Source organism: Pullulanibacillus sp. KACC 23026, assembly GCF_029094525.1.
Taxonomy (GTDB): domain Bacteria; phylum Bacillota; class Bacilli; order Bacillales; family Sporolactobacillaceae; genus KACC-23026.
Genome location: NZ_CP119107.1, coordinates 923,137 through 937,624, shown reverse-complemented (window position 1 = coordinate 937,624; position 14,488 = coordinate 923,137). Strand labels below are relative to the sequence as shown.

Annotated in this window: 12 protein-coding genes; 1 reads left to right on the top strand and 11 read right to left on the bottom strand. The window is 42.8% G+C overall.

Going from position 1 to position 14,488, the window contains the following annotated elements; genetic code table 11:
• Positions 1–59: 59 nt before the first annotated feature.
• From PU629_RS04090 to PU629_RS04045, 10 genes are all read right to left on the bottom strand, one after another.
• The gene (locus tag PU629_RS04090; protein ID WP_275283002.1) at positions 60–1,331 is read right to left on the bottom strand and encodes an ABC transporter substrate-binding protein; all 1,272 of its coding nucleotides are present in this window, start codon (positions 1,329–1,331) and stop codon (positions 60–62) included.
• 168 nt (positions 1,332–1,499) lie between these two features.
• Complete coding sequence (locus PU629_RS04085) at positions 1,500–2,531, bottom strand: LacI family DNA-binding transcriptional regulator (protein WP_275283001.1); 1,032 nt, start codon at positions 2,529–2,531, stop codon at positions 1,500–1,502.
• A 436-nt stretch (positions 2,532–2,967) separates the two neighbouring features.
• A complete protein-coding gene (murI, locus tag PU629_RS04080) occupies positions 2,968–3,744 on the bottom strand; it encodes a glutamate racemase (RefSeq protein ID WP_275283000.1) in 777 nt (258 codons plus the stop codon).
• 140 nt (positions 3,745–3,884) lie between these two features.
• Positions 3,885–4,631, bottom strand: coding sequence for an alpha/beta hydrolase (locus PU629_RS04075; RefSeq protein WP_275282999.1), 747 nt, complete (start codon positions 4,629–4,631; stop codon positions 3,885–3,887).
• Positions 4,632–4,735: 104 nt separating this feature from the next.
• Positions 4,736–5,281: an HIT family protein gene (locus PU629_RS04070; protein ID WP_275282998.1), complete on the bottom strand. Its 546-nt coding sequence runs from the start codon at positions 5,279–5,281 to the stop codon at positions 4,736–4,738.
• Positions 5,282–6,330: 1,049 nt separating this feature from the next.
• Positions 6,331–7,824, bottom strand: coding sequence for a peptide MFS transporter (locus PU629_RS04065; protein ID WP_275282997.1), 1,494 nt, complete (start codon positions 7,822–7,824; stop codon positions 6,331–6,333).
• Positions 7,825–8,179: 355 nt separating this feature from the next.
• Entirely contained in the window at positions 8,180–9,694 is a 1,515-nt protein-coding gene (locus tag PU629_RS04060) for a succinyl-CoA:acetate CoA-transferase ScpC (protein ID WP_275282996.1), read from the bottom strand.
• A 285-nt stretch (positions 9,695–9,979) separates the two neighbouring features.
• Complete coding sequence (gene lplA / locus PU629_RS04055) at positions 9,980–10,969, bottom strand: lipoate--protein ligase (RefSeq protein ID WP_275282995.1); 990 nt, start codon at positions 10,967–10,969, stop codon at positions 9,980–9,982.
• 188 nt (positions 10,970–11,157) lie between these two features.
• Entirely contained in the window at positions 11,158–11,544 is a 387-nt protein-coding gene (locus tag PU629_RS04050) for a YidH family protein (protein ID WP_275282994.1), read from the bottom strand.
• 135 nt (positions 11,545–11,679) lie between these two features.
• Positions 11,680–12,672, bottom strand: coding sequence for a formylglycine-generating enzyme family protein (locus PU629_RS04045; protein WP_275282993.1), 993 nt, complete (start codon positions 12,670–12,672; stop codon positions 11,680–11,682).
• A gap of 254 nt (positions 12,673–12,926) precedes the next feature.
• Here PU629_RS04045 and PU629_RS04040 point away from each other — a divergent pair, with 254 nt between their 5' ends.
• Positions 12,927–13,103 (top strand): hypothetical protein, encoded by a 177-nt coding sequence (locus PU629_RS04040; protein ID WP_275282992.1) that lies wholly within the window; start codon positions 12,927–12,929, stop codon positions 13,101–13,103.
• Between the two features lie 139 nt (positions 13,104–13,242).
• On the opposite strand, the gene PU629_RS04035 is transcribed toward PU629_RS04040, so the two are convergent.
• The gene (locus tag PU629_RS04035; protein ID WP_275282991.1) at positions 13,243–14,487 is read right to left on the bottom strand and encodes an ISL3 family transposase; all 1,245 of its coding nucleotides are present in this window, start codon (positions 14,485–14,487) and stop codon (positions 13,243–13,245) included.
• Position 14,488 lies beyond the last annotated feature (1 nt).

Below are 14,488 nucleotides of genomic sequence, written 5' to 3'. Positions count from 1 at the left end.
GAAATGAATGGTAGGGATTGCTCCCTACCATCTAATTTTGTATAAGTCATTCGCTAAAATTATTTATGTGAAGAAGCTTGCTTATAGAGAGAATCCAACTGTGACAACAGCTGAGAGCTGGATTGACCTTTGGATAAAGCGCCTTGAAGTACGGACTCGTATTGGTTGCCTGCTGCCATTGCTGGTGGGTAATAGTGGTCATCAAAGTCGACAACTTTCCCTTGGTCAATGTAGGACTGCAGCGGTTTAAGAGCTTCATCATTATTGGTTACGCCATTAACCGTTGAGAATAATCCGGCAACGTTGGCATAATCCCCCGCTGGTTTTTTCGTCAATAAATAATCAATGAATTTCATAGCCGCATCTTCTTTGGCTTTATTACCTGAGTCAGGTAAAGCGATCAACGAATCGACACCTGATACCATCTTAACAGTTGAAGCATCTTCAGTTGCTGGAACAACAAATGTGCTTAACTTAATATCAGGATTGGATTGGCGAATAACAGGAAGTGTCCAGATCCCTTGAGCGTAAAAGACGGCATCGCCTTTTGCATAATTAACATTTGCTGTGTTGTAATCGGTACCAAATTGGTTGGACTGTCCATAGGAGACAAATTGCTTCATCATATCCGCTGCTTTTGCATCTGCTTTTGAAAAGTTAGCTGTTCCGGCAGCTAAGTCCTTTTGGAAAGTAGCTGGCTCATTGTTAGCAGCTAAAGCGTTCCAAATACCAGCAGTTGTCCAAGCATCTTTAAATCCGTTATAGAACGGTGTACCACCGGCATCCTTAATCTTCTGAGCATCATCCATTAATTCGCTCCAAGTTTTAGGAACCGTCAAATTATACTTTTTAAACAAATCAACGTTATAAATGATTGGAACGGCATTAACCGTATACGGCAAAGCATAAGGATTCGATTTGCCAACTTCGCTTTCAAGCATTTTTGTATAGGATGAGGAGACTTTATCCAATTCAGGCTTCCCAGAAAGATCCATGAAGACATTATCTTTGGCCATTTGGATATAGGTTGCATCGGCACCCATTGCGACGATATCAGGCATTTGCCCTTTCGAAAGGTCAGCTTGAAGTGTCGTATCCGTGTTAGGCGGGTTAATTTGTTTAATGGTGATATTCGGATTCTTCGCTTCAAAATCCTTAATCATTTTATCCCATTGTTTAACAACTTCTGGTTTGTTTTGCAAGAAATTAAGCGTTACCTTTTGATTACTGTTGCCTGAGCCAGATCCCCCTGAATTACTGGAAGAGCCGCACCCTGTCAAAAGAAGTGAAGTAGCGAGTAAACCCGTCATTACAAACGATAGCTTTTTCAATTTATATCCCCCTGTCAATTCCTCTAAGTATTTGAATGCTTCAAACTGTAAACGTTGTCACAACACCTTAAAAATCGCGGTTATCGGGGCCTTCACCTCCTTAAATATGAAGCAGCAACCTCTTTTACCTAAACTTCCATAGTTACCGCTTTCATATTCATCAAATAGTTAAACGTAATACTTGGCGTTTTCCTTCATGATCACTTCAAGCTTTGTAATATGGGCTTGTTCTTTGATTTCTTTTTTCAAAACAAGATGATCAAAGAGTGTTTTTACAGCTAGATAGCCTTGAGTTTCTGTTTCCTGACCAATCACTGCGGTAATGCCGCCTGACATCATTTGATTATAAATAGCAGGACTCATATCATGACCGACTATGACCATGTCTTGATCCATCTGGTTTTTGAGCTGTGCCACACTGGTCATTTCAGCGTTTGACACATACATGCCAGAGATGCTAGATAAGGTCCTTTTTAAATCCTCAAGCTTCTCAAAAGAAACATTCCGATCTATTTTTATAAGGTCCTTTAATTTGACATTAGGGAAATTCATTAAGCCTTCCCTAAAACCGGCAATTTTTTGTTGTGAAATTAAGGAAGTAAAGGAGTCCGTGAACAAGACAACCTCTCCCTTTTTCCCAATCACCTTGCAGAGAAGTTCGGCGGCTAACTTTCCAGCCTGGGTGTAATCGCATCCAACATAAAACAGCCGTTTGCTCATTGGGGCATCTAAGTTGTAGGTGCAAATCGGAAAACCTTGATCTGTAGCCTCATCAATGAGTTCAACTAACCCATCATGCCAGGCAGGTAAGGCCATCCCTTGAAATTGTCCTGAAGTCATAATTTCTTTTACAGAAGCAAGGCTTGCTTCAGCCTCATCATCAGATAGATGAAAGAACTGAACCTTCAAACCCATTTCACTGAACTCATCACTTGCTCTTTGGACACCCTCCTCAATCTGCTTCCAGAAAAATTGTGGATAGGTAAGGAGGACAACGGCAATGGTTACCTCTTCCTTACTAGTTGGCAAACGCGTTGATTGCTTCAATGAGTCATCCAGTTCCTTAGAAGCCTCAAGAATTTTTTGAAGCGTCTCCGGTTTAACGTTCCCACGATTATTGAGGGCGCGATCGACAGTCGCAATGGATAAACCCGTGCGTGCTGCTATTAATTTATGAGTGACGCGTGATGTCTTTTTCATCATCAAAACCCCTCAAACCAATCATTTACTGTTCTTATAAGTACATGTTAAGCGTTTACATAATCATTGTCAAGAAAAATATGATTGTTTTAATATCACAAAATGATGGATTCAATCAGGAAATGATGGGTTTACCATCATTCGTTTCTTCAATCATTCACACAGGATCACCTGAGCGGCGACTCATCGTGGGTAGCGCAGCGCTATTTCCGTGCGCAAACACAGCTTGCCCACCTTTTTCCCAAGGCGCAACACCGTTTTCGTGCGCAAACACAGCTTGCCCACCTGCACTGGATTAGCGCTAACTTTGAAGATAAGAAAACGCCGCCTTCATGATGCTTAGCCGCCCTTTTCTTTGATAGTCCTCAGAGTCGCCAAATACAAAACATCCACCAAGAATCTTGGTGGATGTTTTGCGATCTCCTCTAGGCTTTTTTTAATTATAATCAAGCTTATGGAGGAGTTCTTTATATTTTGTTAAAGTTGCAGGATCGTCAACTTTTATTCCCGATTGATAATAGATTACATTTCCAGTGCCATTGCCCAATAGATTTCTTGCTTCAAGATGACGTTCAAGATTCTTTGCCGTCCCTACACTTCCTGAAATAATCTCAACATCATCCGGGAAGAGCCTCTTGATGCTGTTTTTGAAAAAAGGAAAATGGGTGCAGCCAAGAACGACCGTCCCGTATTGGTTGATATCAAATGGAGCGAGCTTCTCCTTCAAATAAGGCAGAACCACCTCATCGTCAAATTGGAAATTCTCCGCCAAATGGACAAGCCCAGGCATCGGCAAACTGTCGATCAGGTCATCTTGTCCAAGCCGCTTGACAAGGTTATGGAACTTTTCCTCTTTTAAAGTCAAAGGGGTGGCGAGCACTAATACTTTTTTATGCTTGGGTTCACAGCTTTGAACAGCCGGCTTGACGGCAGGCTCAATCCCTAAAATAGGGAAATCATACGTTTTTCGAAGGTCTTCAACCGCTATGCTCGTTGCCGTATTGCACGCAATGACCAGCGCTTTCACCCCTTGCTTAACGATAAAATCGACTGCCTCAAAAATATAGCCCTTGACCTCTTCTTTTGGCTTGTCCCCATAAGGAACATGCCAAGTATCCGCATAATAGATATAATCCTCATTCGGCAAGAAACGAAGCGCTTGGTGAAGGACAGTCAAACCGCCTATCCCAGAATCAAAAAAACCTATTCTCATTTTGTTTCTCTTCTCCATCATAATAAAGTCTCATCTATTTTATCACGTTCGACCTTCTAAGACCATTTTATTAGAAAAAGAAAGTCGCCGAGTTCATTTCCCAGAAAATTTTACACAGGTGCGATGTATTTTGTCTAGCTTTAAGATTCCCATTCAAGCGAGTTTAAAAAAGAGACGACCGCTTCGAACGCCTCCTCTTTTTCCTTATCTATAGTAAGAAGGTGACCCGATTGCTCAAACCATCTGATCTCTTTTTTCAGAGAAGAGACCGTCTTATAAAGAATGTCGGCACTCTCTTGATAGATGGGCTCATCCAACTTGCCCTGTAAAATCAGAATCGGGACAGTCAGCGATTCGAGATGCCTGCCAATATCCAAAACTAAGGTTTGCAGCTCTTTTAACGACGGCATAGTGCTGTTCTCTACCTGCCACATTTCATCCGCTATCTGATCATCGGATTTCCCCTCAAACGTCTTATACCTTCTTGCATAGTCAAGTACGCGCTGGAAATACGCATTTGGCTCTCTCTCCAATACATGAGCAGACATAGAGACGATTCCCTTTACCGGCCATTCTAAGCCTGCTTTCAAAGAAAAAATGGCTCCTAGTGAGAGTCCGGCTATGGCCATTTCTTGATAACCATTTTCTCTTAGAAAACGGCAGCCTTCTATAACGGATTGCCACCACTCCTCTGGACCCGTTTCGAGAAGAGAATGCGGGCCAACCCCATGCCCTTTATATATAGGGGCATGACAGGTGTAACCATTTTTTTGTAAAAACCGCCCTAACTGTCGGACATCCCTAGAACTCCCGGTAAACCCGTGCAGTAAAAGAACCGCGCGTTGTCCACCTTTGTAAGTAAAGGGCTCTGGTGCCACCACTTTCATTTGATTCAATCCTCTCAGGAAATATAGAAAAAGGCTGTTAAGCTGAACTTTAAACCATTCGTTATGAAGCCACCCTTTTTGGTGATCTCTTGTTCGACGGCTTATTAATCTTTATAAGTTTTTAAAAGCGGTTGAAGGTTCTTCAATTCATTTAACAGGTTGGATTTCATGGCTTCGAGCTCTTCTCCAGTCGGCCTGACATCGTCTGAACTCATGACATCACGGTCTGTCCACCAAACCGGTCCATTTACGGGATCCGTGCTTCGGCGAGGAAAAAGGTGCCAGTGCATATGAGCATCCCCATTTCCCAGTAATTCATAGTTTAGTTTTTCAGGTTGAAAAGCCTTATACACCGCTTCCGCTACCTGGCTCATTTCGACTAAAAAGGCTGCCTTAAACGCTTCATCCAGCCTATGCAGCTCTGGTTGATGTTCCTTGCAGAGAAATAACGTATAACCTTTAAACAACTGATGATCCCCAATCACCACATAACCCGTTTTAAGTTCCGCAACAAAATATGGATTTGTTTGATCCACTATCATTTGGATTCGATGACAAATAAGACAATTTTCCCCCATGACCAACACCTCGTTCATTTTTTCTAGATTTAACGCTATGACTCCCGTGTCTGAAACGATTTCTATATCCACTCACGCCTCGTTTCCGTGCGTTGGAGCCCCCATCGCACACTTTCGGCCTCTCTCTCGCCTCGTTTGCGTGCGTTGGAGCCTCCATCACACACTTTCGGCCTCTCTCTCGCCTCGTTTGCGTGCGTTGGAGCCTTCATCACACACTTTCGGCCTCTCTCTCGCCTCGTTTTCGTGCGTTGGAGCCCCCATCACACACTTTCGGCCTCTCTCTCGCCTCGTTTTCGTGCGTTGGAGCCTTCATCACATGCTTTCGGCCTCTCTCTCGTCTCGTTTTCGTGCGTTGGAGCCTTCATCACACACTTTCAGCCTCTCTCTCGTCTCGTTTTCGTGCGTTGGAGCCTTCATCACACACTTTCGGCCTCTCTCTCGCCTCGTTTTCGTGCGTTGGAGCCTCCATCACACACTTTCGGCTCCTCTCTCGCCTCGTTTTCGTGCGTTGGAGCCTCCATCACACACTTTCGGCCTCTCTCTCGCCTCGTTTTCGTGCGTTGGAGCCTTCATCACACGCTTTCGGCCTCTCTCTCGTCTCGTTTTCGTGCGTTGGAGCCTTCATCACACACTTTCGGACACTCTCTCGCCTCGTTTTCGTGCGTTGGAGCCCCCATCACACACTTTCGGCTCCTCTCTCACCTCGTTTTCGTGCGTTGGAGCCCCCATCACACGCTTTCAGCTCCTGACACGCCTTACCTTGGTGTTTTTCGCAGTTGGCCCCGCGCTCCTCAAGATTCCGTACATTGGAGCCCCCATCACACGCTTTCGGCTCCTGACACGCCTTGTCTTGGTGTTTTTCGCAGTGGGCCCCGCGCTCCCCCTCACCCTTGTTCATGGGCAGCGGCTGCTTCAAGTCATTGTCCGTCGCCATTTTTATTACAGCCAGCCTAGCATTCTTTTTCTTCTGATTTGTTAAATTTTAACACAAAATTCGGATGAGTGAAGCAATCATTCAATCAAAAAAAGGATCTCATGTCTGTCAGTTGTGCCGACAGGACATGGGATCCCTCATTTTACTTCGGAACACGGTGGTCCGGAGTTTTTTTTATTCAGTTATTCTAATTAACACCCTTCATCGCTCTTTGAATAACTGGTGCAATTGCAAAAAGAACTAAGCCAAGAATGACCGCAACGGCGCCAATGGTCCCGAAGTAGGCCATTTCCGTTTGCGGTGAATAAAATTTTGCAAGAACCGCATTAAGAGCCTGAGCAGCGGCGTCTGACAAGAACCATAGGCTCATCATTTGCGCTGAAAAAGCAGCCGGCGCTAATTTAGTCGTTGCCGAAAGTCCAACAGGTGACAAACTAAGCTCCCCTATAACTGCAAGTAAATAACTCAAAGCAAGCCATAACGGATTAACCAAGGCATGAGTGCCGCCAAGGTATGCAGGGAGAAGAATGACTAGAAAAGAAAGCCCGCCAAATAAAAGGCCAAAAGAGAATTTTCTGGGAATTGAAGGCTGACGACTCCCTAATTTCATCCAAAACCAGGCAAACACTGGAGCCAGAACGATGATAAATAAAGGATTTAAAGACTGGAACCAGGCTGGAATAATGTGAATGCCCGCAAAATTAAGCTGGGTACGCTTGTCCGCATATTCGGCCAAAATCGTAGACCCTTGCTCCTCAATCGACCAAAAGATAACCGATGCAATGAAGAGCGGAATGTAAGCCAGTACTCTCGAACGTTCAGTCTTCGTTGTTTTGCGGCTGAAATACATGGTTACAAAATAAGCAGCTGGAATTAAAATCCCCAAAATACTTACCAAGTTAATAAACGTATTGAAAGTGAAAAGACCAGCTGGAATGGTCACACCAAGGATGATCGCAATAATAATGATAGCTATTACAAAAATGGTTAGTACCCGTTTCCATTCAGATGACGTTAAAGGATTAGGAACAAATGAGCCCGCAAGACCTAAACTGCCCTTCTTCGTCACAGCAAAGACGACCAAACCAATAAACATCCCAATGGCAGCCAATGCAAATCCTAAGTGGAAATTATACTTCATGCCTAGTGTTCCCACTACGAGAGGCGAAACAAAGCCACCTAAGTTAATGCCCATATAAAAAATACTAAATCCAGAATCGCGGCGACGATCTCCTTCAGCATACATCTCACCCACAACAGTTGAGACATTCGGCTTAAGCAGTCCTGTGCCCAGCACAATTAATACCATTGAAATAAAGAACATCGCTTTGCTTCCAGGAATCGAAAGGGCAATATGGCCAAACATAATTAATACCCCGCCAAAAAACACTGCTCTCGTTGTTCCGAAGACCCGGTCGGCTAACCAGCCCCCTATGACACCCGACATATAAACTAGAGAACCATAGATCGACATAATCGATAAGGCAAGTGTTTGGTTAAACCCAAGCCCGCCTTGTGAAACCTTATAATACAAATAATAAACAAGGATTGCTCTCATCCCATAATAGGAGAATCGCTCCCAAAATTCTGTAAAAAACAGAGTGAAGAGACCCCTTGGATGCCCAAAGAATCCTCTTTGCGGCACACTTGCAACAATCTTTTGTTTGTTTTCGCTTATCATTTGAAAACAACTCCTTTAAATCCTTAATCTTGACCTTATATTAGCATTACCACTTTCAGCTCTCTCATCATTAGAGAGCATATAAAAAACTCGCTAATTTCTAATTTAACAATAATTTTACATTTTTCGCAAAGGTAAAAAGTGGAAATCCTCATTATCCACAACTTTTTTCCTTATCCTAAAGACATTTTCCTCAGTTGTCAGAAAAGTGTTTTTTTAGTGAATCGGAGAAATAAGTCAATTTCTTTCATAAAAACTCATCATCAGTCGAGAACTACAAGGAAGATTTACCCATACTAAAAAAGCGTTTTACCATCATCCTAAGAGGACAGTAAGACGCTCATTTTATAAAAATCTATTCCGTTATCTCGGCCTCTTCAAGCATGGTTCCCCGCTCGGCAAAATAAATATGCCAAGAAAGGGCTTTTTCTAAAACATGAGGCGTCTGGCCGCCGCGTGTTAAAGCTTCCTTGTAATAAGCTCGCAGCTGATCTCGATACATAGGGTGAGCACAATTGTTAATAATTAATTCCACTCTTTCCCGCGGCGCTAACCCTCTCAAGTCCGCATAGCCCTGTTCCGTAACAAGAACATCGACATCATGCTCGGTGTGGTCGACATGTGACACAAAAGGCACAATACTCGATATGTTTCCGCCCTTCGCAATTGAATCCGTCACAAAAATCGCAAGGCGTGCGTTTCGAGCAAAATCACCAGAGCCGCCAATCCCATTCATCATTTTGGTCCCAAGAACATGCGTCGAATTCACATTCCCATATATGTCCGTCTCCAAAGCCGTATTAATCGCAATCAACCCTAATCGACGAATCACTTCCGGATGATTCGAGATTTCTTGGGGACGCATGATTAGCTTTTGCTCATATTTTTCAAATTCCGAGAAAACCTGCTTCATTCTTTCTTCTGATAGGGTCATAGAGCAGCAAGAAGCAAAGCGCACCTTGCCTGCATCCATCAGTTCAAAGACCGCATCCTGCAGCACCTCAGAATAAATTTCTAAGTCTTCAAATTCTGAATGCAATAGACCATGTAAAACCGCATTGGATACGGACCCAACACCAGCTTCTATTGGAGCCAAACATTTGGTCATTCGCCCTGCTTTCACTTCCCTACGAAGGAACTCAATAAGATGGCTCGCAATTCGTTCCGTTTCTTCATCCGGCATGACGATCGGCGAAGGGGAATCGAATTGATTCGTAAAAACAATGCCTCGCACTTTCTCTAAGTCAACCGGAATTCCCGTTTTTCCAATTCGATCCTCTACTTTGACAAGCGGAATCGGTCCCCTCTTCCCTTGTTCTTCAAGCTCATACAAGTCATGAATGCCCTCAAGATGAGCAGGCTGCGCCATATTAATTTCGACAATAATAGATTTCGCGTTCAGAGCAAAGGCCATTGAATTTCCCACCGATGTCGTGGGAATAATCATCCCATCCTCAGTAATCGCAATCGCTTCCACAATAGCGACATCAACGCCTAGCACCTTTGAGCGAATCATCTCAGCTGTCATAGAAAGATGCTGATCCACGTACAATAAGTCCCCCTGATTGATCCCTTTCCTCATGGTGGCATCCGATTGAAAAGGTAAGCGTTTCTTAACTAAGCCCGATTCTGTAAACAGCTTATCAAGATCAGCCCCAAGCGAAGCCCCTGTAAACACATTCACTTTAAAAGAATCATCTTGTCTGGCTCGACCGACCAAAGCCGTTGTCACAGCTTTAGCATCTCCAGCCCGCGTAAACCCGCTTAGTCCGAGAGTCATACCGCTTTCAATCCAAGAGGCCGCCTCCTCAGCTGTCACCACTCGGTCTTTCAGGTGTTCGTTTCGAATTCTCCCCCATCTGCTGTCCATATGAATCCCCCCGTAAATTTATTTTATAGATAAAATAGCCTTTCCACCCAATTATATCCATTCACCATTATCGCTCTCGTTGTGGCACATTCATTTCAATTATCGTTTCCAAACCATACAACTAATTCTTCTTTATTTTAGCAATGCCCTTGATTTATACAGTAAAAAATATCACACTTTTGATGGGGTCAGACCCCTTTATAAAAACAGACTGTCGACTCATCCTTTTTAGAAGGTTTTGTCGACAGTCTGAATAGACCCAAGGGCTGATTACATGGTTCCGTATTAATAAAGCAAATTGAGAAACTCTTCTTCTGTTATATTTCCAAAGTAGGACTTGATGTCGAGACCACCGAGTGCCTCCTTGAGCACTTGTTTCTCATATTTTTGGCCAGTTAATCTTGCCTCAATCTCCGCTACATCACGTGTTCCAAAGAAGTCTCCGTAAATTTTACAATTCTCGATCAGTCCTTTATTAACCTCCAACCGGACATCAATTCCACCAACAGGGAAACGATGCGTCCGCTGGATATTAAACTTGGGGGATTGCCCATAGTTCCACTCCCAAGATTGATAGCGCTCCTCGGAAAGCTTCCGGATCTTCGCCCAATCCTCATCAGTCAGAACATATTCTGGAATCGCCTCTGTGCTCCCAAAAATATGTTTCAAAAGAACGTCCTTGAACTCATCCATTGTCATCTCTTGATCGAGAAATTCCGAAATATTAGCCACACGGCTTCGAATCGACTTTATTCCTTTTGATTCTATTTTATCTTTCCTTACTTTAAGGGCCGATACCACATTCTCAATCTCTGATTTAAACATCAACGTACCATGGCTGAACAATCTTCCTTTAGTGAAAAATTGAGCATTACCCGACACCTTGCGCCCTTCTACAACAATGTCATTCCGTCCGCTTAATTCAGCAGGAACACCCAAATTATGTAGTGCCTTGATCACAGGCTCCGTAAACTTTTTGAAGTTGCTGAAACTATTGCCATCATCTTTTGTGATAAAACTAAAACTCAAATTCCCCAAATCGTGATAGACCGCCCCGCCACCTGATAAACGGCGAACCACTTGAATGCCATTGGCCTCAACATAATCCACATTAATCTCTTCAATCGTATTTTGGTTCTTCCCAATAATAATAGAAGGCTTATTAATATAAAAAAGCAAATACGACTCATCAAGATCCAAATTTTTCAAAGCATATTCCTCAATCGCCAAATTCATATACGCATCCGTAATACCCTTATTATCAATAAATAACATTGTGATTCTCCTTTATCTAACCCTGCATGAGGCTTTTTTATCCATTTAAATGCTGCTTTTATTTTATCCTACAGTTTTACAAATCTAAACGCAAAAACCCGGTTCTTTCACATGAAACACTTGTACTGAAAGTTAAATTAAAAAGAGACTAATCTCATAAGCTAGACCTTGAGATAGCCTCTTATTACTTATTTGAATAACAATAAAGACAGATACAATAAGATGATTAAAATCAAGCCCACTAATAGGATTGACAAAAAATTAATAGAATAGTTGGCAGGAAGAAAGATTCCTTGCATAATTTCTTTTCTCTTCCTTGAATAGGTAACGGTACACATAGCAGTTGTTATGATGCCCACTATGCAAGCAAAAATACCTAAGAAAATAGCAAGCCGATTTATAAAATGGTTAGAGCTCATCTTAATCGTAAAGTGCAAAGAAGTTGTAAGAAATCCCACTCCCGTAATGGAAACAGCCGTTCGAATCCAGGCTAAGTAAGTTCTTTCATTGGCTAAATGCTGTTGCGCATATTTCACACTTTCTCCTAGGACTTCTTTTCCCTTTCCTAAGGACATAAAAAACTTTCACCCCTCTCCAGCAACTCTTTTTTCCTATCTATTAAGAAAGATTGGCTTACTGGAAGAACATAATGGACTCATGATAAATGACACGCACGTACAAACTTGAGCCGTGTCTCATACTCTCACAATTTAGGATTCAGCGTCAGCCACACAACGAAAGCCCACATTTCCGGATGAGCTATCGGGTGTATTTTGACTGCGGGCCGCTACACGGTATCGATTACAGTACGATTTATGACACAAATAAGATCCGCCGCGCATAGTTCGACTCGTCCCATCAGCTGGACCCGTTGGATTTACACATTGACCGCTTTTATGATAGGTTGGGCTAAAGAAATCTGAACACCATTCCCAGACATTTCCGACAATCTGGTATAACCCATACCCGTTAGGCTCATAAGTTTTCACTGGGGCTGTCCCAACATAGCCATCACTTGCATCATTTTCAACAGGAAATTTACCTTGCCATATATTACACATATGTTTACCATCGGGGGTTAGATCATCACCCCAAGGATAGCGTTTTTGGACCAATCCCCCGCGGGCTGCAAATTCCCACTCCGCTTCGGTGGGCAATCTTTTCCCCGCCCAATCACAATAAGCCTGCGCATCATTCCAAGAAATATGAACAACGGGGTGATCCAGTCTTTCTTCAATTCCAGAGCCCGGTCCTTCAGGCTGCTTCCAGTAAGCCTCCTCAACCGCGAGCCACCATGGAGTCTGCCGAGGGGAACCTAATACCTTCACCCCTGTACTCGGAACAAACAAATGGAAAACATAGGACCACTTAAACTTTTCAGCTTCTGTGACATACCCTGTTACCTCCACAAATTGTTTGAATTCAAGATTCGTAACAGTATATGGATCAATATAAAATGGTTTTACAGTTACATTTCTTATCGGACCTTCTCCATCCCAAGGGAAACCTTCTTTGTCTTCAGTTCCCATCAGAAATTCTCCGCCTGGGATATAAATCATATTTTCTTTATTTATAAACCCTTTTGAGATACCCTTACCTTCATTAGTCGAATTGCTTCGCTCTAAAGGAGTCATCGGTTGGGATGAAATCATCTGACTTCGGTTTGCCGAACAACAAGACGGTTTGCTGACTGAATCTGCCATCAAAAACATCCTTTCTAATAAAAACAAGGCTCTTTTCTAAAAGAGTGTTGCTAGTTGATAAAAATAGGTGGAAATAGGCGAGACTCCTGCGGGAATAGCAAGCCAGGTGAGACCCCGCAGGCGTATTTTGCCGAGGAGGCTCACGGATTGCCCGCGGAAAGCGAGCTTATTGGAGCCTAAAAAAACAACAAAGTTTACGAAAACAGCCAAAAACAAACAGGATTTATATATAATTATAAAGGAAAATTTATTAAATGACTGTTGACTTCAATTTCTTTTTTCAAAAAGTGTACTTTTTTAGTCCTCATCTATTTTTAAAAGAACATCCTGAAGAGATTCGATTTACAGCCATGTTTGACCACGCCTATCATAACGCAATTCCTTCTCCTGATTTACAAAATAAATATGGCTCCTCGCCGTTTAGTGTTTAGCTGTAAGAAATAGTAAAAGAATACTAGACTACTATCCCTGTTAGCTTTTCATAGTTTCTCAACTGACAAATCGCTCGTCAAGGAGACCACTTGACAACCGATTTGTCAGTTGAGCAGGAGTCTATACGCTAACAAGGAATTAATAAGCTCGATAGTTCAACAACCCAAATTCAAGTTTATTCACGGTTGCGTAGATCATCGCTATCAGATTTTCGGTTGTCCTGTATCCTCGAGCTTTGCGTTTAGCTGCTTGAATCAAACTGTTGATCCCTTCAAGTAGACCATTGGTCATCCTACTGGTGAACCATCTTAAAATGCCTGGTTTGTGTGCTTTTAAGGTTTTAGCTACGTCAACCATTGGCTGAAGTCTTGAACGCGTGGCCCAATCCAACCACTCGTCAAAGTATAACCCAGCGATGGAGCGATTGGTGATCCATAACTTTTGTAGGAGTAGTTTTAGACGGTAAGCACGCCCCGTCTTTAACTCCATGTCCTTTAGTTTAATCATTTTTTCTTGTTGCTTTTCAGTGAGATTCCCTTGATTCTTTAACCAAAGGAAGCGTGTCTTTTTTAGAATCGGCTGTTCTCTTTGTTCCTGTCGCCGGACCTCATCTAAGGCTTTATTAACCAGTTTCATGATGTGGAATTTATCAAATGTCAAATGAGCCTCAGGAAAGTGCTCTCCGATTCCAGAGATAAAGGAAGGCGACATATCACTACAGGCTTCTTCGATTTGTCCCGGAGGAATCCCTTTGTCCTCAAGGAAATCTTTGAATTTTTTAAGCGTACCAGAATCCTTTCCCTCTGTGGCAAATATCACTCGTTTGGTATCCGTATCAACAAATAACGTCACATACTGATGTCCTCGCTTACTTGAGGTTTCATCTAACGCAACTCGTTGAACATTCGAGAAGTCAAGGGTTTTCATTCCCTTATCCACGTAATGATGAAAGACACGCCATAGTCTGGTGTCGTGTTCACCTACTTGTCGAGCAACAGCCGCAACTGGCATTTCTGTCATCAGCGACATCACATATGACTCGAAAAATAAAGAGAAGCCGCCGCCAGGTCTTGCCCAATCAATGTGTACCGTTCTTATTTTACCGCACGCTATACATTTGATACGTGGCATCCTGGCATGCAAGATGGTTTTATATTGCCAAAAGTCCAGATGTCTCCATGTTCGGTCTTGATCTTGGATGTCATGAACATGGCAATGGTCATACCCACAATTTGGGCATGTAAATAGAGCACCTCTACGATACTCCAAGTAAATATGAAGTTCACCAGTATCTCGATCTAATTCGTGATGAAATACGTACCATGGTTCTTCAATTTTAAGGGCATCTTGAAAGACATTGTAGTCCTGATCAAACGCGTTCATT

Excerpts from the sequence above, each read along its gene's own strand:
- PU629_RS04075 (WP_275282999.1), bottom strand. The coding sequence starts at position 4,631 with ATGAAAGTGGTGGCACCAGAGCCCTTTACTTACAAAGGTGGACAACGC.
- PU629_RS04065 (WP_275282997.1), bottom strand. The coding sequence starts at position 7,824 with ATGATAAGCGAAAACAAACAAAAGATTGTTGCAAGTGTGCCGCAAAGA.
- lplA (WP_275282995.1), bottom strand. The coding sequence starts at position 10,969 with ATGTTATTTATTGATAATAAGGGTATTACGGATGCGTATATGAATTTG.
- PU629_RS04060 (WP_275282996.1), bottom strand. The coding sequence starts at position 9,694 with ATGGACAGCAGATGGGGGAGAATTCGAAACGAACACCTGAAAGACCGA.
- PU629_RS04050 (WP_275282994.1), bottom strand. The coding sequence starts at position 11,544 with ATGTCCTTAGGAAAGGGAAAAGAAGTCCTAGGAGAAAGTGTGAAATAT.
- murI (WP_275283000.1), bottom strand. The coding sequence starts at position 3,744 with ATGAGAATAGGTTTTTTTGATTCTGGGATAGGCGGTTTGACTGTCCTT.
- PU629_RS04040 (WP_275282992.1), top strand. The coding sequence starts at position 12,927 with ATGACTGTTGACTTCAATTTCTTTTTTCAAAAAGTGTACTTTTTTAGT.
- PU629_RS04035 (WP_275282991.1), bottom strand. The coding sequence starts at position 14,487 with ATGAACGCGTTTGATCAGGACTACAATGTCTTTCAAGATGCCCTTAAA.
- PU629_RS04085 (WP_275283001.1), bottom strand. The coding sequence starts at position 2,531 with ATGAAAAAGACATCACGCGTCACTCATAAATTAATAGCAGCACGCACG.
- PU629_RS04045 (WP_275282993.1), bottom strand. The coding sequence starts at position 12,672 with ATGGCAGATTCAGTCAGCAAACCGTCTTGTTGTTCGGCAAACCGAAGT.